The organism is Candidatus Binatia bacterium (assembly GCA_026415395.1).
In the GTDB taxonomy this organism is placed as follows: Bacteria; Desulfobacterota; Binatia; order HRBIN30; family HRBIN30; genus HRBIN30.
The window spans coordinates 793,686-820,179 of record JAOAHD010000007.1; the positions used below are offsets into that span (position 1 = coordinate 793,686).

General features: G+C 60.0%; 22 protein-coding genes. 10 read left to right on the forward strand and 12 right to left on the reverse strand.

Features of this window, described 5'->3' with window-relative positions; all coding sequences use genetic code 11:
• Positions 1 to 104: 104 nt before the first annotated feature.
• The gene (locus N3C12_07980) at positions 105 to 2,324 is read right to left on the reverse strand and encodes a RecQ family ATP-dependent DNA helicase (GenBank protein ID MCX8072374.1); all 2,220 of its coding nucleotides are present in this window, start codon (positions 2,322 to 2,324) and stop codon (positions 105 to 107) included.
• Between the two features lie 422 nt (positions 2,325 to 2,746).
• Between N3C12_07980 and N3C12_07985 the strand changes: the two genes are divergently transcribed.
• The 5 genes from N3C12_07985 to N3C12_08005 all read left to right on the forward strand — a co-directional run bounded on the left by N3C12_07985 (position 2,747) and on the right by N3C12_08005 (position 8,654).
• Entirely contained in the window at positions 2,747 to 3,949 is a 1,203-nt protein-coding gene (locus tag N3C12_07985) for an acyl-CoA dehydrogenase family protein (protein MCX8072375.1), read from the forward strand.
• A gap of 26 nt (positions 3,950 to 3,975) precedes the next feature.
• Positions 3,976 to 5,127 (forward strand): acyl-CoA/acyl-ACP dehydrogenase, encoded by a 1,152-nt coding sequence (locus N3C12_07990; protein ID MCX8072376.1) that lies wholly within the window; start codon positions 3,976 to 3,978, stop codon positions 5,125 to 5,127.
• Positions 5,084 to 5,713, forward strand: coding sequence for a hypothetical protein (locus tag N3C12_07995; protein MCX8072377.1), 630 nt, complete (start codon positions 5,084 to 5,086; stop codon positions 5,711 to 5,713). The genes N3C12_07990 and N3C12_07995 overlap by 44 nt, the downstream gene beginning before the upstream one ends.
• A 171-nt stretch (positions 5,714 to 5,884) precedes the next feature.
• Entirely contained in the window at positions 5,885 to 7,300 is a 1,416-nt protein-coding gene (locus N3C12_08000) for a DUF2130 domain-containing protein (protein ID MCX8072378.1), read from the forward strand.
• A 118-nt stretch (positions 7,301 to 7,418) separates the two neighbouring features.
• Positions 7,419 to 8,654: a cytochrome P450 gene (locus N3C12_08005; protein MCX8072379.1), complete on the forward strand. Its 1,236-nt coding sequence runs from the start codon at positions 7,419 to 7,421 to the stop codon at positions 8,652 to 8,654.
• 29 nt (positions 8,655 to 8,683) lie between these two features.
• On the opposite strand, the gene N3C12_08010 is transcribed toward N3C12_08005, so the two are convergent.
• Positions 8,684 to 9,229, reverse strand: coding sequence for a hypothetical protein (locus N3C12_08010; GenBank protein MCX8072380.1), 546 nt, complete (start codon positions 9,227 to 9,229; stop codon positions 8,684 to 8,686).
• Between the two features lie 258 nt (positions 9,230 to 9,487).
• On the opposite strand from N3C12_08010, the gene N3C12_08015 reads away from it, so the two are divergent.
• Positions 9,488 to 11,455, forward strand: a complete 1,968-nt coding sequence (locus N3C12_08015; GenBank protein MCX8072381.1) for a DUF1329 domain-containing protein — start codon at positions 9,488 to 9,490, stop codon at positions 11,453 to 11,455.
• A 55-nt stretch (positions 11,456 to 11,510) separates the two neighbouring features.
• Positions 11,511 to 13,634: a methyl-accepting chemotaxis protein gene (locus tag N3C12_08020; GenBank protein ID MCX8072382.1), complete on the forward strand. Its 2,124-nt coding sequence runs from the start codon at positions 11,511 to 11,513 to the stop codon at positions 13,632 to 13,634.
• Positions 13,635 to 13,706: 72 nt separating this feature from the next.
• Here N3C12_08020 and N3C12_08025 read toward each other — a convergent pair whose 3' ends face one another.
• The 5 genes from N3C12_08025 to N3C12_08045 form a co-directional block, all read right to left on the reverse strand.
• Positions 13,707 to 13,955: a hypothetical protein gene (locus tag N3C12_08025; protein ID MCX8072383.1), complete on the reverse strand. Its 249-nt coding sequence runs from the start codon at positions 13,953 to 13,955 to the stop codon at positions 13,707 to 13,709.
• 38 nt (positions 13,956 to 13,993) lie between these two features.
• Positions 13,994 to 15,010 carry an aldo/keto reductase gene (locus N3C12_08030; GenBank protein ID MCX8072384.1) on the reverse strand — a complete coding sequence of 339 codons (1,017 nt, stop codon included), beginning with the start codon at positions 15,008 to 15,010 and terminating at the stop codon, positions 13,994 to 13,996.
• Positions 15,007 to 15,741, reverse strand: a complete 735-nt coding sequence (locus tag N3C12_08035; protein MCX8072385.1) for a uracil-DNA glycosylase — start codon at positions 15,739 to 15,741, stop codon at positions 15,007 to 15,009. Before N3C12_08035 ends, N3C12_08030 begins: the two co-directional genes overlap by 4 nt.
• Before the next feature lie 53 nt (positions 15,742 to 15,794).
• Entirely contained in the window at positions 15,795 to 16,055 is a 261-nt protein-coding gene (locus N3C12_08040) for a hypothetical protein (GenBank protein ID MCX8072386.1), read from the reverse strand.
• 227 nt (positions 16,056 to 16,282) lie between these two features.
• The gene (locus N3C12_08045) at positions 16,283 to 16,621 is read right to left on the reverse strand and encodes a hypothetical protein (protein ID MCX8072387.1); all 339 of its coding nucleotides are present in this window, start codon (positions 16,619 to 16,621) and stop codon (positions 16,283 to 16,285) included.
• A gap of 151 nt (positions 16,622 to 16,772) precedes the next feature.
• Between N3C12_08045 and nth the strand changes: the two genes are divergently transcribed.
• The 3 genes from nth to N3C12_08060 are packed head-to-tail and all read left to right on the forward strand — an operon-like array spanning position 16,773 to position 19,834.
• On the forward strand, positions 16,773 to 17,483 hold the full coding sequence (gene nth / locus N3C12_08050; GenBank protein ID MCX8072388.1) for an endonuclease III: 711 nt from the start codon (positions 16,773 to 16,775) through the stop codon (positions 17,481 to 17,483).
• A gap of 25 nt (positions 17,484 to 17,508) precedes the next feature.
• Positions 17,509 to 18,762 (forward strand): MBL fold metallo-hydrolase, encoded by a 1,254-nt coding sequence (locus N3C12_08055; protein MCX8072389.1) that lies wholly within the window; start codon positions 17,509 to 17,511, stop codon positions 18,760 to 18,762.
• Positions 18,763 to 18,796: 34 nt separating this feature from the next.
• Positions 18,797 to 19,834 (forward strand): cation diffusion facilitator family transporter, encoded by a 1,038-nt coding sequence (locus tag N3C12_08060; protein MCX8072390.1) that lies wholly within the window; start codon positions 18,797 to 18,799, stop codon positions 19,832 to 19,834.
• On the opposite strand, the gene N3C12_08065 is transcribed toward N3C12_08060, so the two are convergent.
• The 5 genes from N3C12_08065 to N3C12_08085 are packed head-to-tail and all read right to left on the reverse strand — an operon-like array spanning position 19,831 to position 26,492.
• Entirely contained in the window at positions 19,831 to 20,703 is an 873-nt protein-coding gene (locus N3C12_08065; protein ID MCX8072391.1) for an alpha/beta hydrolase, read from the reverse strand. The two genes, N3C12_08060 and N3C12_08065, sit on opposite strands and share 4 nt — an antisense overlap.
• A 54-nt stretch (positions 20,704 to 20,757) precedes the next feature.
• Positions 20,758 to 22,599 carry an NADH-quinone oxidoreductase subunit NuoF gene (gene nuoF, locus N3C12_08070; protein ID MCX8072392.1) on the reverse strand — a complete coding sequence of 614 codons (1,842 nt, stop codon included), beginning with the start codon at positions 22,597 to 22,599 and terminating at the stop codon, positions 20,758 to 20,760.
• Positions 22,589 to 24,301, reverse strand: coding sequence for an NADH dehydrogenase (quinone) subunit D (nuoD, locus tag N3C12_08075; GenBank protein ID MCX8072393.1), 1,713 nt, complete (start codon positions 24,299 to 24,301; stop codon positions 22,589 to 22,591). Before nuoD ends, nuoF begins: the two co-directional genes overlap by 11 nt.
• 21 nt (positions 24,302 to 24,322) lie before the next feature.
• Positions 24,323 to 24,901: an NADH-quinone oxidoreductase subunit I gene (locus tag N3C12_08080; protein MCX8072394.1), complete on the reverse strand. Its 579-nt coding sequence runs from the start codon at positions 24,899 to 24,901 to the stop codon at positions 24,323 to 24,325.
• Positions 24,902 to 24,914: 13 nt separating this feature from the next.
• A complete protein-coding gene (locus N3C12_08085) occupies positions 24,915 to 26,492 on the reverse strand; it encodes a molybdopterin-dependent oxidoreductase (GenBank protein ID MCX8072395.1) in 1,578 nt (525 codons plus the stop codon).
• Between the last annotated feature and the right edge of the window lie 2 nt (positions 26,493 to 26,494).

Sequence of the window (26,494 nt, forward strand, 5' to 3'; positions counted from 1 at the left end):
TTGGCTCCCGTGCGCGCTGCAGAGGTTGGGCGCTGCCCGTACCGAAATTTCCCTCGGCACCGTGCAGCCGAAGAAAGAGCCGAGGTCAGGCGGCCTCGCGCCTATCAGGGCTCGTCTGGCAGTTGAGGTAACGGCTCGGGCTCCGTGACCATGTCAGGCAGCGGTTCCTCAGGCGGCGGGGGTGCACCGCTACTGTGGCCTGCAGTGATCACCAACGTTGCCTTACCCTGTTTTGACTTTTTCCGCTTGCGCTTGCGTTTTTTCTTTTTTGGTTTCTCAGGTCGGGCAATGGGTTGGTAGAACGTTACCGGGCGCTCGCTTGCCCCGCGACAAATGTCGCAAAGGCCACAAGGAGTGCCGTCTTCCTCTCCGAAGTAACGCCGCAGGAACACCGCGCGGCATTCTTTCGAGCGCGCATATTCGGCAATCCGGTCCAACCGCCGTACATCCTGCGTTCGCAGCGTTACAAACCGGCCCGCCAAGGCACGAGCTTGCTCCTCGAATTCGTCGGCTGGCACCACGATATGAATTTTGTCCTCTTCCAGACGTACGAGACCGGCTTCCTCGAGTACGACAAGCAGGGCTTTAGCTTGCCGCTCGTTCAGTTGCGCAGCCAGAGTCAGCGCCTCCATGTCCGGCTCACGTTGTTCGGCAGCGTAAGCAGCCAGCGCCGTGCTAATGCGGTAGAGTTGGTCAGGCCGAATTCTGCTTGCTTGCTGTAAGGTTTCGTGAACCTCCCGATCGCCGGGATCGAACAGCAGGATGCAGTTTGCGCGCCTCCCGTCCCGACCGGCTCTGCCTGCCTCCTGCACGTATTGCTCGAGGGATGCGGGTGCCTGGTAGTGGATGATGTAGCGAATATCCGGCTTATCTATGCCGAGGCCGAATGCGCTCGTCGCCACCATGATTGTGCGGCGCCCTTTGCGCATGAAGAGTTCTTGCTCGCGGTTCCGATCCTTGGCGGCCATCCGCCCGTGGTAACGGTGCACCGGCAGGCGCATGCGCGCCATGGCGCCGTAGAGGCGGTCCACCTCCTTGGTTGTTGCGCAATACACGATCCCCGGCCGGCGCAGGCGCTTGATGAAGCGGAACAGCGCGCGCAGGCGCTCGTTGCCTGTGGCATGGACCACTTCGAATGCCAGATTTGCCCGATGCGGCGAGGAGGCGACAATTGCCGGGTTGCGCATCCCTAAGTACCGAACGATGTCGTCGCGCACGGCTTGTGTGGCCGTAGCCGTGAGCGCAAGTACGGGTGGGTTTCCGAGCTCATGGAGCCGCTCCCCGAGCCGCATGTAGGCGGGCCGAAAATCGTGCCCCCATTCAGAGATGCAGTGTGCTTCGTCAACCGCCGCGAGCGAGATACCACAACGCAGAAGGACTTCGCCGAGTTCTTCGCTGCTCAAAGTTTCTGGCGTGGTCATCACCAGGAGGGAGCCGCCGGCTTCAATGCGATCGAGCGCCTCCTTGCGCGCACGCCCGCGTACTGTGCCATCAATTCGCTCAACCGGGATGCGACGCGCCAAAAGCTTCTCGTGCTGATCTCGGAGCAAAGCCAACAACGGGGAAACGAGAACGACGGGCTTGGGCAGAATCATAGATGGAATCTGGTAGCAAGCGGACTTCCCGAAACCGGTCGGCAGCACGACAAGCACGTCTTGCCCTTCCATCGCGGCAAAAATAGCGCGCTCTTGTTCCGGGTAGAGCTGCTGAATTCCGAGCCGCCGCGCAGCCTCGCGTACTTGCGCACGGCGCACGATTTCCTCGGGAGAGAGATTGTCCCCCACTGGTGGCGCAGCCAGCACATTCTCTGCAAGTACGGGCTCTTCTTCGTCCGCCTCTTCTTCGCGACCCTCGCTGTCTTCGTCCAAACCTTCCGGAAGTTCCTCGAACTGTTCGGTTCCTTCGAGTGCGGCTCCTTCTAAGGAGACCTCGTCGGGGGATGAAGCGTCTTCGGGAATCTCCTCGAACAACGCTTCCTCGTGTACTTCAAGAATTGGTGGTTCGGCTTGATCCTCCCCGTCGGTCGCAGTAGGAGCGCTCACAAACGTCGAGCCATCGCTAAAAACCGTCGCTGCCGTGGACTCATCCGGCGCCTGCGTACGTTGCTCGACTGCGGCTTCATCGCTCGTGGCGTGGGGTTCGGAGGCTGACGCAGCCTTCTTCCGCCGCGAACGTCGGCGAGGCCGCTCACTTGGTTGTGCCTCGCTCGCGTTTGCCGCACCGCCCTCGTTCACGGGCAGATTGCGCTCTGGATCTGGGGATTCTCCGCTGGCGGTGGTGGTCTGGTCGATGTCTTGCGGTGTCGTTTTTCGTTTGCGTGGCACCTTTCTCACCTCTCACCTGCCACCCTTTGGCGTGCGCTCGTTGCTCGTGAGTAAACGGCCCGACGACCTTGAAGAACAAGAGAAAGCGAACACCGTGAGGCTCACGCCGTTTGCTGCACTACGCCGCTAAACACCCTCAGCATGTGAGGAGAACAATTGTTGACACTGGCTGCCACCGAAGGTGGGCCGCTAAACCCTTAGCTGTACGGCTTGCGCCCCCGTTCCCTCCAAGGGTACGCGAGCCAACGCGCTAACTCTTTGCAGAAATGCATAGGTTTAGCAACAGTCCACCAGCGGTTTCTTTAGCTGGGGGCCTGTACTAAGGACGCGCCTTTTGATGGGGATTGTTGCGCGGTGCCAGCTCATGGCGCAAACAACCTCAGGTTGAGTAACCGTTGGGTAAGAAGGGAGCACAGGAGACGATGCGGTTGGCGTTAGAACCTAAGCATGAGCGGCTACGGCAAGAGCTGCGCGACTACTACGCGAAGCTGTTAACACCAGAAATTAAGGAGGAGATTCGGCGTAGTGAAGGAGTCGGCCCCACCGTTCGCCGCATTGTAAGGCAAATGGGCGAGGATGGATGGCTGGGGATCGGCTGGCCGAAAGAGTACGGGGGCCGCGGGATGACCGCAATTGAGCAGTTTATCTTCTTTGACGAGTCGATGCGTGCCGGCGCACCTGTTCCCATGCTGACGATTAACTCAGTTGCGCCCACCATCATGCAGTACGGGACTGAGGAACAAAAGCAATATTACCTGCCGCGCATTCTCCGTGGGGAGATTTTCTTCGCGATCGGGTACACCGAACCGAATGCGGGTACCGATTTGGCTTCGCTGCAGTGTCGCGCAGTGCGGGATGGAGACGAATGGGTGATCAATGGGCAGAAAATTTTCACCAGCCTCGCGACTGACGCCGACTACATTTGGCTAGCTGTGCGTACCGACCCTTGGCCCGACCCGAACGACCCAACGAAATCCAAGCACAAAGGGATCTCGATCATCATCGTACCCACGAATGTGCCTGGTTTTCGCTGTGTGCCGATTAAGAACATGGGCGATCTTAACACGAACTACACATTCTACGACGATGTGCGGGTGCCGGTGTCGAACCTTGTCGGCAAGGTCAACGGAGGCTGGAAACTGATTACGAACCAACTGAATTACGAACGCGTCACCCTCTGTAGCTCAGGGCTCATCGAGGGGGTCGTGGAAGATGTATTGGAGTGGGCAAAGAATACACGGCTCGCCACCGGGCAGCGGGTCATTGACCTCCCGTGGGTACAAACCAACTTCGCGCGCATCTACGCTCGCCTGGATTTCCTCCGCTTGATGAACTTTAAGGTTGCGTGGCTTGCCGAGCAAAACGAGCCCCTGAATCCTGCTCATGCCTCCACGATCAAAGTGTTCGGCACCGAGTTCTATCTCGAGGCCTGTCGGCTGCTGATGGAAATCCTGGGTACGGCGGCAACCTTCCGGCCTGGGTCGCCGGATGCAGCGTTGAACGGGCGCGTAGGCCAGCTCCTGCGATCGATCCATATCCTTACGTTCGGCGGCGGTACAAACGAGATGCAGCGCGACCTGATCTGCCTCTTTGGTCTGGGAATGCCAGTGCAACCCAGATTCTGAGGGACAGCCTTCGGAGGAGTTCACCGATGGATTTCTCGTTTACCGATGAGCAAAAGGCACTCGCGAATTTGGCCGGTGATATTTTCCGCGACCGATGCAGCTTGGACCGGCTGAAAGCAGTGGAACAAAGCGACGATGGCTACGACCGCGAACTGTGGTCGGCGCTGGCGAATGCTGGCCTGTTGGGTGCTGCCATCCCGGAATCGTTCGGGGGGAGCGGGGGCGGCTTTATCGAGGCGTGTTTGTTGTTCGAGCAGCAAGGGCGTCACACCGCGTTGCTCCCGTTGTTGCCCACCATCGTCAGTGCCATGGCGTTGGTGCGCTTTGGGCGGGACGAGCAGCAGCAACAGTTTTTGCCGAGTGTGTGCACAGGGGAGACGATGCTGACGGCAGGCCTTTCCGAGCTCGGCGCGAGCGAGCGGTCGCCGACGACGATGGCGAGCCTCATTGAGGGTCAGTGGCGCCTAAATGGCGTCAAAACGGCCGTGCCATGGGCACATCGAGCAAGCGCAATTGTGCTGCCAGCGCGGACGGTGGAAGGCAACACGTTGTTGTTCCTCGTTCCGGCCGATGCTCGCGGGCTACGGATGGAGCGCCAGCATACGATGAACTGGGAGCCACACTTTCGCATCGTACTCGACAATGTTGCCGTGCCCCCCTCTGCGATGATTGGCGCCGAAGAAAACGGTGGCGAGGTGCTTAAGTGGATGGTGGATCGGTACACAGTTGGCTTGTGTGCCATCGCCGCAGGAGCTTGTGAGCGCGCGCTGCGAATTACGGCAGAGTATGCCTCGAACCGCAAGCAGTTTGATAAGCCGATTGCCATGTTCCAGGCGGTCGGGCAGCGGATGGCGGATTCGTACATCGACAACGAAGCGGTGCAACTCACCATGTGGCAGGCAGCTAGCCGCTTGGCTGAGGAGCTGCCCTCGGCAAAGGAGGTGGCGACGGCCAAGTTTTGGGCTGCGGAGGCGGGGAGCCGCATTGGCCACGCTAGCCTGCACATCCACGGGGGGATCAGCATCGATGTGGATTACCCGATTCACAGGTACTTTCTCTGGTTGAAGCAAATCGAGTTTACGCTAGGGGCCGCGACTCCGCAGCTCGTGCATCTTGGAAGGTTGCTGGCTGGGCATGAGGATGAATCTCTCGACTCCGGCGGAATCCCCAGCGAGTAAAGCGTTTCTTTGGGGAGCAGGCGTTCTCCTCATTGCCGCTGCTGGCGGTGCACTCGCGGCGCTAGCGGTCACCCTCTGGCTGCTCGGTCACCCACTCCAACCGCTGGAACGCGGCACGAACAGTGAAGAGCTGCAAATCCTGTGGCAGCTCGAGGCGGAGTGGGACTCCGAGGCAATGATCGACAGGCGAGCCGAGGCGGGCTCGGCCTTGCTGGAACAGCGTGGGGCAGTCGCAGTAGAGGAGATTCTCCGCTTTCTCGACGAGGTCGGCTACGTCGTCCGCAAATACGAAATCGATCAGGAGCTAGTGTGGTACCGCCTTTACTGGCCGGTTGTTTGTTATTGGAAAGCGAGCGAGTTTCTCCGGCGCACGGAACCAAGGGGCAACCTACAGCGCTACGTGCATTTGCGCTCGCTTGTCGATGCACTCCAAGCGGTCGAGCAGCAACGCTTTGGTGCTAGTGGGCGTGTTGGACCTACTCCGGATCAGGTGCGTGATTTCCTTTTGAACGAAGCGCGGGGGCGAAGTCGCGGTGAGGATGGGGGCGAGGCATCCGACGAGCCCGCGTACATGACGCCTCTATAAGAATCGAGCGGGCCACTCGATTGCTCGCTCGTGGGGCGGCGCAGCGCAGCCTGGGGCAACATTGCCATGTGCAATGTACCCGTTGCCCCGGCTTGGTTTGGGCAATTAGAGACACCCGCGTGCGTGATAAGCTTCAGCGTGTTACGCACGAACAGGGAGACGGAGGGGCTGATGAAACGCAGGACCGCAAAAGCGTCCAAGCTCGAAGGGGATATCATTCGCTGCCCGAAATGCGGCGCCAAGATCCCGATTTCTGCCGCGCTTGCCACTCAGATTCGCGCCGAGCTGGAGGACTCGCTCGAGCGGGAAATGGCTGAGCGGATGCAGAAAGCTGTGGAGATGGCCAAGGCACAAGCCCGTAGACAAGCCGAACAAGAAGTGCACCTCCTGCGCGAACAGTTGCAGGAGGTAGAGCGTAAGGCCGCCGAGGCGAGGCGCTCCGAGTTAGCACTGCGTAAGGAGAAGGCGGCGCTCGAGGAACGGGCGCGCGAGCTCGACCTCGAGATCGCGCGACGGGTGCAAGCCGAAAGGGCGCAATGGGAACAAGAAACTCGGCAACTGCGAGAGCAGCTACAGAAGAAGATCCAAGCCGCGAAGGAACAAAGTCGGGAAGAGGTTGCGCAGGAGATCCAGGCGCTGCGGGAGCAGCTTGCTGAGCAGCGGCGCAAAGCAGCAGAAGCCCGCCGCGTGGAGCTCGAGTTGCGTAAGGAGAAGGCGGCGCTCGAAGAGCGCGCGCGTGAGCTCGATCTCGAGGTGGCTCGCCGGGTAGAAGCCGAGAAGGCCAAGGTGGAGGAGCAGGTGCGGCGCATCGCGGCGGAGCAGCAAGCGTTGAAACTGCGGGAGAAGGACAAGCAAATCGAAGATCTGCGCCGCGAGATTGCGGAGTTGCAGCGCAAAAGCCAGCAGGGGTCGCAAGAGGTGCAAGGCGAGGTTTTAGAACTGGACATCGAACAGGCGTTGCAAAGTCGCTTTCCGCAGGATGTGCTGCGGCCGGTTCCACGCGGCGTTCGCGGCGCCGACATTATCCAAGAAGTGCGCTCGGAGACGTCGCGCAACTGCGGGACGATTATTTGGGAAACGAAGAACACCAAGCACTGGCAGGCGAATTGGTTGCAGAAGCTGAAAGATGACCAACGCGCAGTCGGCGCCAGCGTTGCGGTTCTGGTTTCCCTCGTCCTCCCCGATGGAGTTCGCTCGTTTGAATGCATCGAGGGTGTTTGGGTGACGGATATTCACTCGTTTTTGCCCCTGGCTGCAGCGTTGCGCGAACAACTGATTCACGTGGAGTTCGCTCGCAGTGCGGCGGAGAGCAAGGGCGAGAAAATGGACATGCTGTACCGCTATCTCGCTGGCGATGAGTTTCGCGAACGCGTGCGGGCAATTGTCGAAACCTTCCAGGCCATGCAAACCCAGCTTCTCCGCGAACGCCGCGCAATGGAGAAGCTCTGGAAGGAACGGGAAAAGCAAATTGAACGGCTCACCTTAAACACCGTGGGGATGTACGGCGCGATTCGCGGCATCATCGGATCGAGTTTGCCTGAAATTCCGGCGCTCGCACTCGAGGGGCCGGAGGAGCCTGAAGATTAGGTAGAGCGTCGAAGCAGGACAGCCCTCGGCGTTTGCTTGGGACGACTAGATGCGATCTGGTCCTGGGTTGACGCAGCGGTGCCCTAGGCGTATCCACGCCTACTGAGGTGAAGCTTCGATGAATGCGGTTTCGGCGATGCCCGAAGAAACTTGGCGTGATGACCCTTGGCTTGGGGTCCATGCTGCGGACCCAGCGTTTCGTCATGATCCTTACCCCTTCTTAGCAAGGCTGCGGGCACACGCCCCCGTTCACGAAACTCCGGACGGTGTGTTCCGTTTGACGCGCTACGACGACGTGATCCGCATGCTCAAGGAGGTCCCGTCCGCCGTGCGGCGGCGAGACGGCACGGTGTGGGGCTCGCTTCCTGATCTAACCGGTGGGCCCGGACAATTCGTTTTGCGCTTGGATCCGCCGGACCATACGCGCATTCGCAAATTAATGAATCAAGCGTTTCGGCCACGGGCCGTCGAACGGTTGCGGGAGCGCGTACGCTCGTTGGTCGACGAGTTGCTGAGTGTTGCGCAAGAGCGGCGCGAGATGGATTTGATTGCTGATCTTGCTTTGCCTGTGCCGAGCACTGTGATTTGCGAGATGATGGGCGTTCCGGTGGCCGACCGACCCAAGTTTACCCGCTGGACCGCTCTAGCCACTCACTTGTTGGCGGCCGCGTTTTTGACGCCGGAGCAACTCCAAGACGCAATCCGCGCCGTGCAGGAACTGGTGGCGTATTTTAGCGACCTGATCGCCGATCGGCGCCGCCACCTGGGTGAGGACATCCTGAGCAACCTCATTCGGGCCGAGGAGGAAGGCGATCGATTGAGCGAACCCGAGCTGATGGCGCAGTCAGTCGGTTTGCTGATTGCCGGCTTTGAAACGACCATCGGGCTCATCGGCAACGGGCTGCGGGCGTTCGTGGAACACCCGGAGCAATGGCGCTTGCTCCGTTCACGTCCGGAATTGGTTGCCAATGCTGTCGAGGAGTGTTTGCGGTTCGATGGTCCGATCGTGCTTACCATGCGGGTCACCCGCGGGGATACACGCTTTAGCGATGTCGTGATCCCCGACGACCGACCGGTGATGTGTTTTCTCGCAGCCGCAAACCGCGATCCCGAGCATTTCCCGGAACCGGATCGCTTCGACATTACTCGCTCGGATATCGATCATTTGGCGTTCGGAGGGGGCGTGCATTTTTGCTTGGGCGCACATCTAGCCCGGATGGAGGCGCAAGAGGCGTTTGCAGGAATGGCTGCGCGGTTTGCGGAGATCGAGCCGCTGAGCGATCAGATCGTCTGGGGCCAATCGTTGTTTCGCGTTCTGGGCACCTATCCTGTCAGGTTGCGCCCAGCCCGCTAGCGCTCGGACACAATCGAGCCTGGCCCTGCTCAGTCGCCCTGGCCGGCTTTCACGCGGTCGTCCTCTCGACACCGGCGCTCTTCGAGGATCGCCTCCTCGGGTGCGCTCATGGTCACAATGCACCCGGTGGGGCCGGTGATGTCCACCTTGACGCGCTTTCCTTCCCAGGTTGCGGTCCAAAACGGCTTCTGCGTGCCTTCGGTGCCGAGTTTGGTCTGGTCTTCGCCATAGCGGGCGCGCAGCGCCGAATACAAACGTGCACAGTGTTCCGGGCGGGCCGTGAGAGATACTAGGGTGAAGCGGTCGTTTTGAAAGGAATATTCGATTCCCGTGAGCGGCACCCCATCGAATTCGAGCTTGTCCCCGGAGCGGCTGTAGGCAATCTCGCATTCGCCGCGTTCCCCGATCTTTTTTAGGCCGGCGACGCGGTCCACGTCGGTGCCGAACAACACTCCGCGGAAGCCATATTCAGCGTCGAGGGTTGCTAATCCGCTGTTTTCCGCAGTTGTTCTGCTGATAAATCCGACCAGTAGGAGCAACCACGCCCCGAGGACTACCCGCACTCCTGCCGCCACTGCTTTTCGCCTCCCTTTCCCCTGAGGTCTCGTTCCCGGCTAGCCGGGGGGAGATCCAGTGTAGCAAGGGCTTGTTTTCCGACAATACGGCCTGTGACAGGAATTCGCCAGCTCCCTGTTCAAAAATGACGCTTGGGCCGTAGCGGCGCTCGTTCTGGGTGGAATGATAAAGCATTCACCTTGGCCCATGCCTTGCTTTGGTCCACCGCGCCCCCAGCCGGGTATCAAAATGCCGGACTAGGGGGCGGGGGGAGGAAGATGAGCAGGAGAATTGCGAAGGCGACATTGATGGTGGGAGCGGCAACCTTCGTTGCGGTTGCGGTTCGAGCTCAGGTGGCAGAGGTGCGCCGCAATTCCAATTTGCGGCCGGACCCGTCGATGAGCCAACCGCCAATACGAGTGGTCACGCCGCCGGAACGAGTCGAGGTGCCGGGCTTGGTGTACCGCAATGGGTACTACCAAGTCAAAACGGAGCGAGGTGAAGAAGGGTGGCTGTGGGCGCGAAACCTCCGGGTGATCAAGGTAGGAGTGGCCGCCGGTTCGCTGGCGGAGGTTGCTCAGGCTAGCAACTTACGGCCTAGCCCGAGTACGGCCGAGCCTCCAGTGGAAGTCTTAGACGCTGGGACTCAGCTCGAAATTGTCGAAGGCGAACCACAAAACGGGTATTACCGGGTGCGAACTCAAAGTGGCCAAGAGGGTTGGGTCTGGGGGCAAAACCTTGTGTTTGGCGCGAAGCGCCGGGCGGAGGTTGCTGAAATGCCCCCCGTGCCACGAGCGGCTGCCCCCACACCTGCGGGAGTTGCCCCTCCCCAGGTGGAAATCGCCAAGGCCCCTCCTGCGACACCGACGGTTGAAATTCGCGAGCAAGGCGGGGTTCCCGAGGTGCCAACAGCAACGGCGGTTCCAGCAACACCAACCCTTGCTAAGGTGAGCGAAGAGCCGACACCTCCACGCGTCGCTGCGGAGGTTGCACTGGCGAGAGATGGATTAAAGCCAGGGCTTATTCTCGATGCCAACACCGCTGAGCTGGCCAAAGGCTTGCTCCCTCCAGAGATTTGGGAGCACTACGCGCGTGGCGAGTACGTGAGCAAGATCGTCAGCTATCCCCTCGGAAACCCAAACTGGGAGAAGGCTTTTGTCGAAGCGACCAAGGAAAACGCTCACCGACTAACCGTCGATGAGAAGGGAACGATCATCGACAAGTCGACAGGAAAGATGCCCGATTATTTGTATGGCCTGCCATTTCCCGACATCGACCCTTCCGATCCGCAGGCCGGAGTCAAGGTAATCTGGAACTACTTTCTGGCGACTTGGTATGGCGGAAATGCCCATACGCGCACTCGCTTGATTATGATGAACAGTCGAGGTGTCGAGCGCGAGCTGGGTGCCGAGGGCTGGTTTATGTTCTACGATGGTCAGTCACCCAAGTATCGCCACCCGAACCCGATGAACTTGCAAAACCAGTTTCTCGCAGTGGCACTGTCGCCGCTCGATACGCAGGGAACAGCGGTGCTCTTCTGGCGGTATCGAGATCCGGATGTGCGCGACTCGCAGTGGGCCTTCGTTCCCGCGCTGCGGCGAGTGCGGGCCGTTTCGCCCGCAAACCGCTCGGATGGTTACTTAGGCTCAGATATCAGTTCGGATGACGGCTACTTGTTCGACGGCAAGCCCCAGGAGTTCCAGTGGCGACTGTTGGAAAAGCGCGAAGGATTGCGCGTTGTCGATCCAGAATCCCTCCCGCCGAATTCTCTCAAGCCGCGGCCGGGCAAGGAAGGGGGGTGGGATTCTCTGCTCGACCGATCGAACTACTACGGGTACGAAATCCCGGGCTGGAAAGGGCTCCCTTGGGCGTTGCCCCAAGGAGGCTTGGCGCTCCGACCCATGTATCTGGTGGAAGCAATTCCGCGGGACAAATATTACCTGTACGGTCGTTTAGTCCTCTGGATTGACGCCGAAACTTACAGCGGCGCGTATCACCAGAAGTTCAATTGGAAAGGCGAGCACGTCCTGACGTACGCCGTGCTTGGCCTACCCAACCATCAAACGCCGGACGGGCAGGAAACCGTTCCCGTGTCCACACAAACCTGGGCGGTGGCGGAGAACTTCAAGATGAAACGTGCCTCCTTGGCGGGCGCGCGGCTCGACGCCAAGTCTCCATTTGACCGTCGGGTGAAGATCGATCCGAGCATCTTCGATGCTGGATCGTTGGTGCGATTCAGCAAGTAGCTCAGGCAGAGGGCACAATGTTGCTCTGCTCATCACGCAGCGAGGCGCTTGAGTTATGTTGGCGCGACTGAGCATCCCCCAGAAGTTCGTCCTCATGGGTGTGGTGTTTGGCATCGCCCTCGCAATCGTCACCTACCGCATGGTGGCGGGCATGCGGGCGCTGGGCACCGAATTCGCCCACAAGGAGCTGATTGGGCTGGATTACCAAATGCCGCTGGTCAGTTTACTCCGAGATTTACAGGCCCACCGTGGGCTGGCCATGGCGGTTCTTCAGGGGGAAAGTCAGTTTGTGGCCGAGCGGCAAGCGGTGGCGACGAGGGTTCAGGACCGAATCCGTACAATAGACGAAGTGAACAAGCAGCATGGTGCAACGTTGGGGATCGCTGGCCAGTGGTCGAAGTTGCGCGCAGAAATCGAGAACCTGTTGCAGCATTGGCAAGAATACGGTCGTGAGCTGTTCGAGCGGCACACCGCAGTGAACGAAGACACCGTGGCGTTTGTTGCCCGAGTGGGGGATGCGTCGAACCTCGCTTTCGATCCGAATGCGGCGTCGTACTACCTTTCTGACGCCACGCGGGTGGTTGTCCCCGAACTTGCGGAGATCATGGGCCAGGTGCGGGACCTCGCGCTGCAAATCGCGGTGCAGGGTGGCGCCGTGCGCGAGGAGGAACTTAAGGCGTTTAGCCGCCGATACGCGAACGTGTACTATTTTACGGATCGGCTCCAGGCCGACTTGGCGAAGGTGTATGGCGCAGAACCCGCGCTGCGACAGCGGTTAGAGGGCAAGCTCGTCGAGGTGAGAGATGCGGCGCAAAATTTCCTGAACGCCTTGGACCGAGAATTCCTCAATGTCGAGTACGCCAAGATCCCGCCGGCAGATTGGTGGAACCTTTCCACGCAGGCGATTGAGGCTGCGCACGCCTTCCACGACTCTGCCGTGCCCGTGTTGCGGGAAGTGCTCGAAGCGCGGCTCGCCACCTTACAACAGCAGTTGGCGCTCACCATCGGGTTACTTGTCCTTGGCGGAATCGCCGTGGCGGCGTTGGCTGTGGCCATCATCCGAGACTTGGATCGCCCGCTTCAAGAAGCCGTGCAGGCTGCGGAGCGCCTAGCGATCGGCGATCTTGCCGTGCGCTTGAGCGCGAATGGGCGGCGCGACGAAGTGGGGGCGTTGGCAAACGCGTTCGAACGGATGGTAGGATCGCTGCAGGGGGTGGCGGAGGCGGCCGACCGAATTTCTCGAGGCGACCTTGCGGTAATCATCCGGCCGCAGTCAGACCAAGATGTCCTGGGGCAAGCTCTGGCCCGCATGGTCAATACGTTGCAAGAACAAATCGGATTGTTGCTCGAGGGCATTCAGCGACTAGGAGCCACAAACCGCAGTGTCACAGAGGCCTTGCGGCGCGTAATGAGCGAGGCTCACCGGGCTGCGCAGGCGGTACACGAGGCGGGGAAAACGGTTGAGGCGGTGAAGGAGACTGCAGAAGCGGCAAGCAAACGCGCAAGTGAAGTCGCAGCAGCGGGGGAGCAAGCGGTGGCCATCTCGGAAATCGGCGAGAAAGCCGTTCAAGATGTGGTTGCTGGGATCGAGAACGTTCGCGAACAAATGAAGGTGATTGCTAAGAAGGTCGCACAGTTGAGCGAGCAAACGCGGGCCATTGCCCAGATTACCGCGACCGTCAATGACCTTGCGGATCAGAGCGACCTGCTGTCTGTGAACGCGGGGATCGAAGCTGTGCGGGCCGGTGTCCACGGGAAAGGGTTTGCCGTCGTGGCGCAGGAAGTGAAAAACTTGTCTGACCGCTCAAAGCGAGCCACAGCGCAGATCACCAGCATCCTGAGCGATATTCAGAAAGCTGCGCACGACGTCATCTTGGCGAGTGAACAGGCAGCTAAGGCTGCCGAGGCTGGCATCCAGCAGAGTCTCGATTCGGGTGAGGCGATCCGCACCTTGGCACAGAGCTTGGCGGAGGCCACCGCCTCGGTTGCCGCGATTACGCAGACGAGCCAGCGCCAACTCGTGGACATGGAGCAGGTGGCGGCGGCCATGAAGCTGATCGATGATGCGAGCCGAGCGAACTTAGAGAGTGTGCGCGACATCGAACAGTCGATTCAGAGTCTGAGCGAGGTCAGCCGTAGCCTCGAGCAGCTTGTGCGCCGTTACAGCGTGGCGGTGTGAGCTCGGCGCGTGTCTTCTGCCTACGACGGCTTCCGCCCGGGGTCAGTCGCCGGCGGCATGTCCCGTTCCAAGTCACCTATGGGCGAAAATCGCGTCAATGGCCTTTCCAGCCAACGTTTTCTGTAGCTGGCTCAACGCCTCGTCAATAGAGCTACCGATTGCCATGTGTTCGTGGGTTGCCAAGGTCATGGCAAGGCGGCAGGGCACCGCGGTGTAAAATCCGTTGGGTAATGAGGCGACCATGATCAAAATAGGCTCGCCTTCGGCTGTGCGCAGTTGATACCAGTCCACTTTCTGCACGATGAATTGAGACTCGGGCATGTTCCGTTCCTCCCTTCGCGCATGTTTGGCCCGCCGCTTTAGCCCATCGGGTATGGAATTTCGCGGCTTACACGGTCGCAGGCTTGCAAAAGGTCGGCAGTTAAGCTGACCGCGGCCGCTGCTAGTGTGGGCTCAAGCTGCTCCGGTCGCGTGGCGCCAATGATGGCGCTGCCGACGAAATCGCGCGACAACACCCAGGCAATCGCTAAAGTGGCCGGCGCAAGGCCGGCCTCCTTGGCTAACGCAGCGAATCGCTTCGTTGCCGCCAGCGTTCGTTCGTTGACGAATCGACGGGTCATCGCCTGTGAACGCTCGTTGTAGTCACGATACAGGGTAAAGCGAGCGCCTTCCGGCCACACGCCACCGCTGTACTTCCCGCTCAGCACCCCGCCGGCCAGAGGGCTGTAAGCCAGCAAGCTTACCTGTTCGCGCCGACAAACCTCCGCCAGCTCGTCCTCGAAGCGCCGGTTCAGCAAGCTGAAGTTGTTCTGGATCGTTTCGTACCGTACCAGCCCGTTGAGATCCGATACCCACAGGCTTTTCGTCAGTCCGTAGGCGGTTTCATTGGAGCAGCCGACGTAACGAACCTTTCCCTCGTCGACTAAACGGCTGAGCGCCTCGAGTGTTTCTTCGAGGGGCAAGTCGCGGTCAGGCCAGTGGGTCTGGTAAAGATCAATGTAGTCCGTACCTAGGCGGCGGAGGCTTGCCTCAACCGCGCGGCGAATGTGGTGGCGGTCCAATGTTCCCTTGTTCTCGCGCACTGGGCTGACGAACCACCCGCCGCCAGGACCGGCGACCTTGGTGGCGATCATGACCGCATCACGCGGTTTTGAACGCAGCCATTTGCCAACAATTTCTTCACTCCGCCCGGCCCACTTTCGTTCCGGCGGAACTGGGTAGACCTCGGCCACGTCCAGGAAGTCCACACCCGCGTCAAAGGCTCGGTCAAGAATGGCAAAGCTCGTTGCCTCATCCGCCTGGTTGCCAAAGGTCATAGTCCCAAGGCAGATCTCGGAGACGATTAAACCGCTCCGTCCCAAACGTTTCCGCTTCATCCGTGGTCCTTTCTTCTACGTTCCTTTCGAACTTCTTCGTCTTGAGCGTCCAGCAGCTCGGCCGCTTTGGCGAATACCCGTTCGAACATGGATTGCGTCAGGAATCCAGTTTGGGTGTTGCGCTGACTAGGATGGTAGGAAGCCAGAAGGAAGATGCTGCCGAGTCGGTACATCGCCGCATGAGCGAATTTTGGGCGTGGCCGTACTTTTGTTCCCTGCAATTCTTCCCACGCCTCCAGTATGCCGCGAAACGCAACTTCCCCGAGCGCGATGACAACCCTGGTTGGAAGGAGCTCCCACTCCCGTTTCAAATACGGGCGGCAGTTGCGCATCTCCTCGGGGGTCGGCTTGTTGCCTGGCGGAGCACATCGCACCACCGCGGTGACGTACGCGTCGCGTAGCTCCAGTCCGTCGTTACGATGGGTGGACGTGGGCTGATTCGCGAAACCGTAGCGGTAGAGTGTCCGGTAGAGCCAGTCGCCACTGCGGTCACCGGTGAAGATGCGCCCCGTGCGATTGCCACCATGCGCCGCCGGGGCGAGCCCCACGACCAACAGCCGGGCTTTGGGGTCGCCAAAACCGGGGACGGGCTTGCCCCAGTACTCCCAGTCTTGGAAAGCACGGCGTTTTTTCGCCGCTACTTCTTCCCTATAAGCGACGAGCCGTGGGCAAAGGCGACAATGAATGACCTGTTCGCGCAACTGCTGGAGAGCGCTGGCGCCGTCGGCCATGAGTACGCGAGCAGGAGCGTGCCTACAGGAGCCAATGTTTGCCGAAAACCGCCTCAGTGCGTCGTCACCGTACCGTCGGGGTTCGTCTGAACGATTTGGCTCAACGACTCGTAAGCTGGGGTAAGGGCCCCGTCGAGCAGCTCGGTGAGCATGTGCTCGACGTCGGCCAAGTCCTCCGGGGTAAGCGCCGAGATGTCTTGGTGCATACCGTGAAGCGCCCAAATCGCCGTGCGTAAACGACTGCGGGCTTCGTCAATCAGCCGCAAAACCTCTTGCGGATCCAACACCACCGGGTCCTGGGGTTTTTGCGCCATCTTCGTCTCCTTGCTCTTACTATCTCGAACTCGCGCGTTGCCGAGCCGTCGGCAGTGCTCATTCTCGGAACGCGTAACGGCAAAACCAATTGCGCTTACCAGATGACAGCGCCCGGTCGAAGAAAACTTGCTTGCATGGTCGCTCGCCACTCAGCCTCTGCCACTGGCCCATGCCCAATCGAAGCAACTTTTGGAACCTCGCATTCAGAGTGCTGCCTAGTTATTGCTCATTTCCGCCGCTGCTTGGCTGGCGCGGGCTTCGTAGGAGTGGGTGTAGGCACAAGCGCAATGGCTGAGTTGGCCCGCGCGTATTCCAAGAGCGCCTCCCGGACCTTTTCCACTAGCCGGGGATTGTCCTGAATACGCCGCTCTAGGGCTCGGAACTCCTCAACGGTGACCCCGTGTGGCCGCACAGCATCCTCGATGGTGAGGCTGTGATCGGCGTGCATCGCTTGGTAAACGGCAATGTACCGTTCTAATTCTCCCGGACTTACCGTTGGCGTTGCTACCGGAGCTGCCTCCTCGGCTTGCTGCCGGTTGTTCCAGAAGCCGAGGGGGAAAGTCACGGAAAGAACTAGTCCGGCAAGCAGCCACGGCCAAAGAGCGCGTCGACGTGAGTGGTCAATCACAACGGGACGGTATCTTCGCTTTGAACGTGTGATGGGTCAAGGCCAGAAGAATTGCAAGAAGGCGCGCGCTGGCATACTTGACGCTCGCATGGGGAATCCCAGCGAGCAGCGCCGGGTGTTGGAGATCTTGCGCCGGCTGAAGCGAGCGTACCCGAATGCCAAATTGGCTTTGAACTATCATTCGCCGTTCGAACTCCTCGTGGCGCTGATCTTGGCGGCACAGTGCACGGATGAAAAAGTGAACCAGGTCACGGCAAAATTGTTCCAGCGCTACAAGAAACCCGAAGACTTTGTCCGTGCCCCAAGAGAGGAGCTCGAGAAGGCAATCTACTCCACCGGATTCTACCGGCAGAAAGCGAAAACGCTGCAAGCTTGCTGCGCTGCCTTGATGGAACGCTTTGGCGGGGAAGTACCAGATGACTTGGAAGACCTTCTGGCTTTGCCAGGCGTGGGCCGTAAGACAGCCAATATCTTGTTGGGCAATGCCTTCGGCAAACCAGCGATCGGCGTGGACACCCATGTGCTCCGGCTCGCACAACGGCTCGGATTCTCGCGCCATGACGATCCAGACAAGGTCGAGGAGGATTTGAATCGCTTGGTCCCGGTGAAGGAGCGCACTCGGTTTTGCATCCTGATGCAGGCTCATGGGCGTGCCGTATGCCTGGCTAGGAAGCCAAAATGTTACGAGTGCGTGATCGCCGACTTGTGCCCTTATCCGGACAAGACCAGACTAGAGCCTCCCAAAACCTCGAGAGGGAGCCGGGAGCAGCTTCGCGTTGCCCCGCCTAAGAAGAAGTAAAGAGAGGAGGAGCCAAGTGCCGCTCATGCTTACACGCGACCCGAGGGCTGCCGAGCCGTGCTTCTTTTGCGAGGCGCACGAGGTGGCACCCGGTGTACTGATGTTTGCCAACTTCGTGAACAACTACGCGCTGGTGCTCGGGGACGAGCTTGTCTTGGTTGACCCCGGCTTCGAGCACCTGGCGCCGACCTTTTACGAGGCCGTGCGGGCGTGGACCAAAGCACCCCTCGTTGTGGCCGTGTACACGCACGGCCATGCGGACCACGCCTTTGGGCTGCGCCCGTTTTTGGAGGCCGGTGAACGGCCTTTAATCGTGGCTCAAGAAAACTGCATGGCGCGCTTCCGGCGCTATGAGCGGACGCACGGGTGGAACGCCTTCATCAACCAGAGGCAGTTCAGTCTGCCCCAACCTATGTTCCCGCGTTCCTTTGTTTGGCCAAACCTCACCTTTCAGCGGCGGTTGATCTATCAGCTTGCCAAACACCGCCTAGAGTTCACGGCAGCACGCGGTGAGACCGACGATGCCTGTTATTTGTTTGTCCCGGAGAAGCGCTACCTGTTTTGTGGCGACCTGATCATTTGGATGTCTCCAAACTGCGGCAATCCCCAAAAGGTACAACGCTACCCTGAAGAGTGGGCGGAAGCACTGGAGGCAATGGCCGGGCTTGGGGCTGAGTACCTATTCCCGGGGCACGGACTGGTTGTGTGCGGAGAAGACGCAGTGCGGACTGTGCTGCTCGACACCGCGCGTTACCTGCGGGTGCTCATTGAGCAGGTCATCGAGCGGATGAATCGAGGGGAACAACCGGAAGAGATCTTCCACGGCGTCGAGCCGGATCCAGAGCTGAGTCAGCGCCCCTACTTGCGGCCCACGTATGACCATCCGAAGTTCATCGTGCGGAATTTGCTGCGGCTGTGGGGCGGTTGGTGGAATGGAAACGCTGCGGACCTCCTACCTGCTCGATGGGAAGAACAAGCGAGGGAAGTCGTGCGCCTCGCGGGTGGCGCGGAGGCCGTGGTGGCGCGCGGGCGGGAGCTGCTGGCTGCAGGGGAGACAAAGCTGGCCGCACACCTGGCCGAGTGGGTGACTCGAGCCGATCCGAGTGGTCGTGCGGGCCAAGAGCTCAAGCGCGATGTCTACGCCCAGCGCCTTGCGGAGGAAACCTCCCTTATGGCGCAGGGCATTTATCGGGCAGCGATGAACGACGCCCGGCGTGCGCTGGGAGAAGAGCCGCTGCCTCCATCCGGTGCTAGCCTTGGCCTCGTCCGCCCCGTATAATGCGGGAAAAGGCGCCTCTTGCGACTGAAGCGGTATGGCGATTCCGTCAGCGTCTACTCTCGCTCTTGTCGATACTCAATCGGAGCAACGCTCCCGCATCATCGCCGGGTTAGTTTCGCTCGTTGTCGGCAGCGTGCTCTTGGGTGCGAAATTTCTCGCATATAAGTTGACTGGCTCGGCCGCCGTCTTCTCGGATGCGCTCGAAAGCATTGTGAACGTTGTCGCTGCGGTTTTTGCGTTGGGTGGCCTCGTTTTTGCGGGTCGGCCGGCAGACCGCAGCCATCCATACGGCCACGGCAAAATTGAGTTCTTTTCCGCTGCCTTCGAGGGCGGCTTGATTGCCTTTGCGGCCGTCATGATTTTGTACGAGGCGCTGCGCGCACTCATCGAAGGAGTGGTGCCGAAGCAGTTGGACGTCGGAATTGCAATCACGGCGGGCGCAGGGGTGGCCAACTTGCTGCTGGGTCTTTATCTGGTTCATACCGGGAGGCGTTGCCAGTCGCTGGCGTTGGTGGCGGATGGCCAGCATGTGATTTCCGACTTTTGGACCAGTGCCGGGGTTGTCCTTGGACTCGCGGTCGTGGCCCTCACGGGCATTCCTTGGCTGGATCCCCTGGTGGCTGCTGCTATCGCGGTGCATTTAGGATTTACTGGGTTTCGGCTGGTTCGTTACGCTGCTGGCGGGTTACTCGACGAAGAGGATCGACCGCTCCTCGAGAAGCTGGTGCAGGCGATGAACACTGTGATGCGGCCCGGGATCATTCGCGTCCACAATACGCGTGCGATTCGCTATGGGCGTTCGACGCACGTGGATGCGCATCTGGTTGTGCCGGAGTTTTGGACGGTGAAGCGGGCGCATGACGAAGCGGACGCTTTCGAACGCGACGTGATTGCAGCAGGAGCCTTATCCGGCGAGATCGTATTTCACACGGATCCGTGTCGGCGGCTTTACTGTGCTCAATGTGAGTTGCCCGATTGTCCGATCCGTGTGGAACCCTTCCGCGAGCGTCAGGCGATGACCTTGGAAGAGATCATTCAGCCGGACCGCCCCCTCACGGCCAACTTCGGTTAGGGCTGGGCGAGGAAGTCACGCACGATTCGAAGGAACGCCTCGAGCTGATCGTGGTGTACCCAGTGCCCGGCATGAGGCACGTTGACCACGGTGGCGTTGCGGAAGGCGGCAGCACGTCCATCTTTCGCCGGGTCCGATGCCCACGACTCCTCGCCGCGCACGAGCAACACCGGGCAAGTGATCTCACCCCAAAGTTCCCGAGCATCGCGCATTGCGGAGAGATAGGGGGCAGTGGCACGAACGTAGTTGTCGAACTTCCAAAGATAGGTGCCATCCTCGGCACGGTAGCAGCCGTGGACCGTCAGATGCCGTGCCTGCTCCTCTGTGAGTCGTGGGTTGGCTTCCCGCATGCGATCCATTGCTTGCTGGAGAGACGGATACCGGCGCGGGTGGCGACGCGCCAGCGCTTGCATTTCGGTGATCCATTCCCTCATGCGCTCCCGGGCCGGGCGTTCAACGATGAGCCACGGAGGGGGGCCGAGGCCCTCGATGGCCACAACTTTTTTCACTCGCTCCGGGTAAGTGCCGGCGAAATGGAGGGCGACTGAGCCTCCGAGCGAATGTCCAATCAGGACAAATGGCGGGAGCTCGAGTGCGTTGATCAGTTGCGCGAGGTCCAGGGTGTAATCGGCGACGGAGTACGAGCCACCTATTGCCCACTGGGAGTCACCGTGTCCGCGAAGGTCGGGAGCAATAATGTGGTACTCGTTGCGAAGCTGTAGGGCCACCCAATCCCAATTGCGGGCGTGGTCCCGGCCACCGTGAACTAACACCATCGGCGGCAGCTCTGGGTTGCCCCAGTCCACATAGTGGAGTTTCAGCCGCTGCGAGTAGTAGTAATGTGAGGTTGGCCCAATGACTTCGGGCATCGAAGAGCGTCCTCCTTGCCTGGGAGCGCGACGGTTGGAGCCGAGGGTAACGGTCTACATCTCGAAGCTATCGGGGAATGGACATGCCTTATGGGACAGGTGTGCCTCAAAATCAGCACGGAAGCGCCGCAAAAAGTTTCCGGCTGCCCAAGCTGCAGCGTCCGAGAGAGCACAAATTGTTTGCCCTTCCATGTACCCGCACACATCGGCGATCGTTTGTAGGTCCGCTTCTGTACCCTGTCCGGCTTCGATTCGTTTGAGTAGCTTGTAGAGAAAACCCGTACCCTCCCGGCATTGCGTGCATTGTCCACAGCTTTCGTGGCGGAAGAAGCGGGCGATCACTCCGGCAGCCCGAACGGGGCAGGCAGAGTCGTCCAAAACGACGATCCCCGCCGTGCCGAGTAAGCTCCCCGCACGTTGGAGTGAATCGTGGTCCATGGGCACGTCTAGGTGCTCTGCCGTGAGTACCGGCATGGAAACGCCCCCGGGGATAATTGCTTTTGGTGGTCGCCCGTTGGCCATCCCCCCTGCATACTTCTCGATGATCTCGCGCAGTGGAGTTCCAAGGGGGAGCTCGTAGACGCCCGGACGCTTCACATGACCGCTAATTCCAAAGAGGGTATTGCCCGTGCTTCGCTCCGTGCCGTGGCGGCGAAACCACGCCGGCCCATGACGAAGGATTGCGGGCACATGAGTCAGGGTCTCCAAGTTATTCACTGTCGTGGGGCAACCCCAGAGGCCGTACGCTGCGGGGAACGGCGGGCGTTTGCGCGGCTGGCCTTTTTTTCCTTCCATCGATTCAATCATGCCTGTTTCTTCGCCGCAGATGTATGCTCCCGCACCACGTTGAACGAACATGTGAAAAGAGTGTCCGGAACCAAACACGTTATCCCCGAGAAATCCGCGCTTGTAGGCCTCTTCGATGGCACGCATGAGCTTGAGGTAGGGAACGGTATACTCTCCGCGCAGGTACACGTAAGCGGCGACCGCGCGGATTGCCCTGCCCGCAATCAAGGCTCCCTCGATAAATTGGTGCGGGTTGCGTTCCAGGATCTGCCGATCTTTGAACGTTCCCGGTTCGCTTTCGTCGCCGTTAACGGCCAGGTAACAAGGCTTGTCGGAGTTCTTCGGCATGAACCCCCACTTGAGCCCGGTGACAAACCCGGCTCCTCCGCGACCACGCAGGCCTGACTCTTTCACGGTCTCGATGATCGTGTCGGGATCGAGCTCGCACCAAGCACGGCGGGCTTGTTCGTAGCCACCGGCCGCGAGGTAGTCCTCGATCGCAGTGCGGTTCACGCCGTTTGGCGGAAGCAAGTAGCCCTCGACACCCTCAGGGATCAGGGAAACCATCGGGCTCGGGCGCTCGACACGCTCGCCGCGAAGAATAGCGGCAATGTCTTCGGACGATGCTTGTTCGATGTACGGGTCGTTATTCACCTGCACTACGGGAGCGGTACCGCACGAGCCTAAACACTCGACCTCGGCGAGGGAAAATTTGCCGTCCGCCGTGGTCTCCCCGACACGAATTCCGAGCGCGTCTTCCACTTGGCGAACCAACTTGCGGGCGCCAGCGACCGCACAGGCAATGTTCGTGCAAACTTGGATGTGGCAGCGCCCTTTAGGCCGGCTGGAAAACATGGGGTAGAACGAAACAACCTCCTGAACCTGAATCGGTTGCAGGCCCAAGAGCTCTGCAATCTCCCGCACGAGACCGGGGGAGATCCAGCCATGCTCTGCTTGCGCCAGGTGGAGGGCTGCAAGCAGCGCCGAGCGTGGCTGCGGATAGTTACTCGCTTCGGACAAAATTTTTTCTCGGACCGCGTCGGACAAGAGTTGGCCATCACGCCGCGGCGGTGGCGAAACTTTTTTTGCTGCAGGATGGTCAACGATCACATTCGCCTCCGATCATGTTGATCATGTCGAATGTCGGTACGATGTCGGCGAGTAGCCGGCCGCGAACCATCTCCGCCAAGGGCTGGGTATTCGAGAAACTCGGTGTTCGTGCTCTGCACTTGTACGGCTTTCCGCTGCCGTCGCTCACCAGATAGTAGCCCAGCTCACCATTGGCCGACTCGACCGCGAAGTACACCTCTCCGGGGGGCGGCTTGGGGCCCTCGGTCACCAACTTGAACTGGTTGATCATGTCCTCCATGCGCGTGAATACCCGGCCCTTCGGCGGAAAGCGCAACGCCGGATCGTCGATATCCACGGGGCCGGGAGGCAACATCTGCAGGCATTGCTCGACAATGCGGATACTCTGGCGGAGTTCCGCCAACCGAACCAGGAAGCGATCGAGATTGTCGCCTTGCGAGCCGAGCGGGACGTCGAAATCGAGCTGGTCGTAAATGAGATACGGCTCCGCACGACGAAGATCGAGGTCGACTCCTGCTGCCCGTAGCAAGGGGCCGGTCACGCCATAGGCGATCAGGCGCTCTGCCGGCATGATCGACACACCTTCCATCCGCGCGCGGAAGATCGGGTTTTCCAACAACATCCCTTCCGCGTCGCCAACGAGCTCTAAGATGCGCTTGAAATTTTGGCGGCAAAGTTCGGCAAAGCCCTCAGGAAGATCTGCACTCACGCCACCGATCCGTACGAAGTTGCTCGTGACACGCGCGCCACACAGCGCGTTGATGAGATCCCACGCGAGCTCGCGCGCCTCGAGCGCGTAAAGGAACGGGGTGAAGGCATTCAGTTCGAGCGCCGTTGCTCCAATGCACAGGAGATGGTCGGCAATCCGCGAAATTTCGCCGCCGATGACCCGCACGAATTGCCCACGGATGGGAACCTCGACGCCGAAGAGTTTTTCAACGGCAAGACAATACCCGACATTGCACAGGATCGCGGAGCTGTAGTTCAGCCGGTCCGTGTACGGGATCGCCTGGTAGTAGAAGCCACTTTCGCACTCCTTTTCGAAACCACGATGGAGGTAGCCGATCTCGACGTCAGCGTTGACAATGGTTTCTCCATCCAAGTCGAGGACAATTCGCACGGTTCCGTGCGTGGCCGGGTGCGAAGGCCCGAGTTGTACGCGCATGAGCTCCGCACCGAGCATTCCTTCGACCCGGCTTGCATTGGGAATTTCTGGGGGGCGAGGTCGGTAGGTGCCCTTGGAGCCCGGGCCGATTAACGGTTGCCGCTTTTCCTTGGGATAATCCTTACGCAGCGGGTGCCCTTCGAACTCCTCGTAAAGGTAGATTCGCCGAAGATCGGGATGACCGCGGAAACGGATTCCGTACATGTCGTACGTTTCTCGCTCCAGCCAATTCGCCCCCACCCACAAGGGCACGAGGCTATCGATCGTTGGGTCCGATTCCGGCACCCGTGCTTTAACGCGCAGCCGGTGACGATGGCGGGTGGAATAAAAATGGTACACAACCTCGAATCGAGGCTCTTGGCCGAGGTAGTCCACGCAAGTGACATCCAGGAGCAAGTCGAACGCGAGCTCCCGATCGTCGCGCAAAACCCGCGCTACCTCGAGCAAGCGTTCGCGACGAATGGTAACGGCAGCATCTCCGCGGTAAACGTCGCTCCGAAGTACGGCATCGGCACACCGAGCTTGAACAATGGCGAGAAGACGCTCGTTGTCAGGCATGGCTCCAGCAATCTTCCACAACTAGGGTTTTCTTTGTTGCACGTTGGCGGATCGCTCGTAGGTTCTGCGGATGTGCCGGAAGCGGGTTTTCTCGAGTTCCTTGACTGGCACCAAGAGATCCGACTTGTGCCATACCGTTCCCCGTCGCGAGAAGGCTGCAATTTCCACATTGTGGCTCATCACGATGGCCTCCTCGGGGCACGCTTCTTCGCACAGGCCGCAGAACATGCAGCGGGACATGTCGATGTCGAACACTTGTGGGTAGCGTTCGATTTCGTCTTCGGTTTCTGCTGGGTAGATCGTGATACAGTCGGTCGGGCAGGCCCATTCGCAAAGCCCGCAGGCAACGCAACGCTCCTTGCCGTTCTCCATTTGCACGAGGACCGGCATGCCCCGGAAAGCTGGGGGTTGCTCGAGGCGCTCTTCTGGATACTGCACCGTGAATACAGTCGGCTTTCCCCGCAAAAACCCCAGGAGATTGCGCCAAAAGTGCCGGCTCGCGATCCACATGCCCTTGAGTACGGCAGCGCTGCTCCGCACCACGCCTTGTGGTGCGCTCATCGGTGTGGGTCGCTCAACCGTGACGGTTCGTGTTGCCATTGGCGTTCTCCCTTCACGCGGCAAGCTCTTGTCCGTGCAGGCCAAGAGTCGCGAGCGACAAGCCAGAAAAGGCTGGGAGTTCCTGCGTCAGTTGCACGAACACCGCAGCGGGATCGAAATCCCATGTCCCTTCGGCCAATTTGCTCAAGATGCGGGAAAAGATCTCGCCGTCGCTGAGATGCCCGGTGGGAGGTTCAAGGGCGCGATGAATTTGCTGCACTCGGCGCTTCCGGTTCGTGAACGTTCCACTTTTCTCTGCCCAGCTCAGAGATGGCAGGAGCACAGTGGCAAATGGACCAAGCGGCTCTTCGAACAGGTCTTGAACAATCACTGTGGGCACGGCACGGAGTGCGGACTGCCACTCGGTGGCAGGGAAAAGCTGGGTGATATCCGAGCCGCAGAGGTACAGCACATCCAACTGACCTTGACGTGCTAGCGAGAGAATGCCGTGCACATCGCCACCATTCTGCCGTGGGGCGAGGCCGATGACTCGTGCGCCGGTGAAGTTGGCCGCCTTCTCCGGCTGGATCAGGAAGCCGTCGCCCTTCCCCACCACCACAGGAACGTCCACGTGCCCTACACCAAGAACATCCGCCAACTGGCGGAAGCGGTACAACTCTTCGTTGGTAAAGTGGGGCGACGCCAACAATGCGATCCGCTCCGAGGACTGCTTTTTCACCGCGCTTCGTAGGGCTTGCGCAACGGCATCTAAGGCTTGCTCCCAGCCGCATGGTTCCAACTTGTCGCCCCTGCGGATCATGGGCAAACGCAACCGATTGGTATCGTGGGCGAAGGCGTACCGCAGCCGCCCATGGTCGCACATCCAAGTGTCGTTGACGGCATCGTTCCGTCGCGGCATAAGGCGCCAAATTTGGTTCCGGTAATGTTGGATGGTGATGTTGCAGCCGTTGCTGCAACTCGGGCAGATACTGGCGGTTTTCTTGAGGAACCACACCCGGAGCTTGTGGTGGAAGTCTTTGGTCTCCAGGGCACCCACCGGGCAGATGTCAGCCGTGTTCATGGAGTAGTCGTTGGCCAGGGGTGCATCCGGCAGCACATCGAGCACGGAGCGATCTCCCATGTTGAACACGCCGAGCTCGTTCGTCTTAGTGATCTCGCGGCAGAAGCGCACGCAGCGCCGGCAGAGGATGCAGCGCTCCTGGTCGAGGATCATGCGCGGACCAATGTCCTTGCGCTTCTCAAGCTTACGCCGTGGCTCCTCGGTGCGGCACTCGCGCGTACCAAAGTTGTAGGAGTAGTCTTGCAGCAGGCACTCACCCGCCTTGTCGCAAATCGGACAGTCGATCGGGTGGTTGACGAGCAGAAGCTCCATCACTCCCCTGCGGGCATTGATCACGCGCGGCGAATTGGTGCGGACGACCATCCCTTCACGAACCGGCGTGTTACAGGCAATGACCAGTTTCGGGCTTCCCTCCACCTCGACCTGGCACATGCGGCAACTGCCATCGATCGAAAGCTTTGGATGCCAGCAATAGTGCGGCACGTGAATCCCCGCCTCGATGAGTGCCGGCAAGAGCATCGCATCCGCGGCAACCTCGATGTCGCGTCCGTCCACGTTGATCTTAACCATAG

Excerpts from the sequence above, each read along its gene's own strand:
- N3C12_08005 (MCX8072379.1), top strand. The coding sequence starts at position 7,419 with ATGAATGCGGTTTCGGCGATGCCCGAAGAAACTTGGCGTGATGACCCT.
- N3C12_08040 (MCX8072386.1), bottom strand. The coding sequence starts at position 16,055 with ATGGCGCAAAAACCCCAGGACCCGGTGGTGTTGGATCCGCAAGAGGTT.
- N3C12_08085 (MCX8072395.1), bottom strand. The coding sequence starts at position 26,492 with ATGGTTAAGATCAACGTGGACGGACGCGACATCGAGGTTGCCGCGGAT.
- nth (MCX8072388.1), top strand. The coding sequence starts at position 16,773 with ATGGGGAATCCCAGCGAGCAGCGCCGGGTGTTGGAGATCTTGCGCCGG.
- N3C12_07990 (MCX8072376.1), top strand. The coding sequence starts at position 3,976 with ATGGATTTCTCGTTTACCGATGAGCAAAAGGCACTCGCGAATTTGGCC.
- N3C12_08065 (MCX8072391.1), bottom strand. The coding sequence starts at position 20,703 with ATGCCCGAAGTCATTGGGCCAACCTCACATTACTACTACTCGCAGCGG.
- N3C12_08030 (MCX8072384.1), bottom strand. The coding sequence starts at position 15,010 with ATGAAGCGGAAACGTTTGGGACGGAGCGGTTTAATCGTCTCCGAGATC.
- N3C12_08025 (MCX8072383.1), bottom strand. The coding sequence starts at position 13,955 with ATGCCCGAGTCTCAATTCATCGTGCAGAAAGTGGACTGGTATCAACTG.
- N3C12_08020 (MCX8072382.1), top strand. The coding sequence starts at position 11,511 with ATGTTGGCGCGACTGAGCATCCCCCAGAAGTTCGTCCTCATGGGTGTG.
- N3C12_07995 (MCX8072377.1), top strand. The coding sequence starts at position 5,084 with ATGAGGATGAATCTCTCGACTCCGGCGGAATCCCCAGCGAGTAAAGCG.
- N3C12_08055 (MCX8072389.1), top strand. The coding sequence starts at position 17,509 with ATGCTTACACGCGACCCGAGGGCTGCCGAGCCGTGCTTCTTTTGCGAG.
- N3C12_08060 (MCX8072390.1), top strand. The coding sequence starts at position 18,797 with ATGGCGATTCCGTCAGCGTCTACTCTCGCTCTTGTCGATACTCAATCG.
- nuoD (MCX8072393.1), bottom strand. The coding sequence starts at position 24,301 with ATGCCTGACAACGAGCGTCTTCTCGCCATTGTTCAAGCTCGGTGTGCC.
- N3C12_08035 (MCX8072385.1), bottom strand. The coding sequence starts at position 15,741 with ATGGCCGACGGCGCCAGCGCTCTCCAGCAGTTGCGCGAACAGGTCATT.
- N3C12_08080 (MCX8072394.1), bottom strand. The coding sequence starts at position 24,901 with ATGGCAACACGAACCGTCACGGTTGAGCGACCCACACCGATGAGCGCA.
- N3C12_08015 (MCX8072381.1), top strand. The coding sequence starts at position 9,488 with ATGAGCAGGAGAATTGCGAAGGCGACATTGATGGTGGGAGCGGCAACC.
- N3C12_08000 (MCX8072378.1), top strand. The coding sequence starts at position 5,885 with ATGAAACGCAGGACCGCAAAAGCGTCCAAGCTCGAAGGGGATATCATT.
- N3C12_07985 (MCX8072375.1), top strand. The coding sequence starts at position 2,747 with ATGCGGTTGGCGTTAGAACCTAAGCATGAGCGGCTACGGCAAGAGCTG.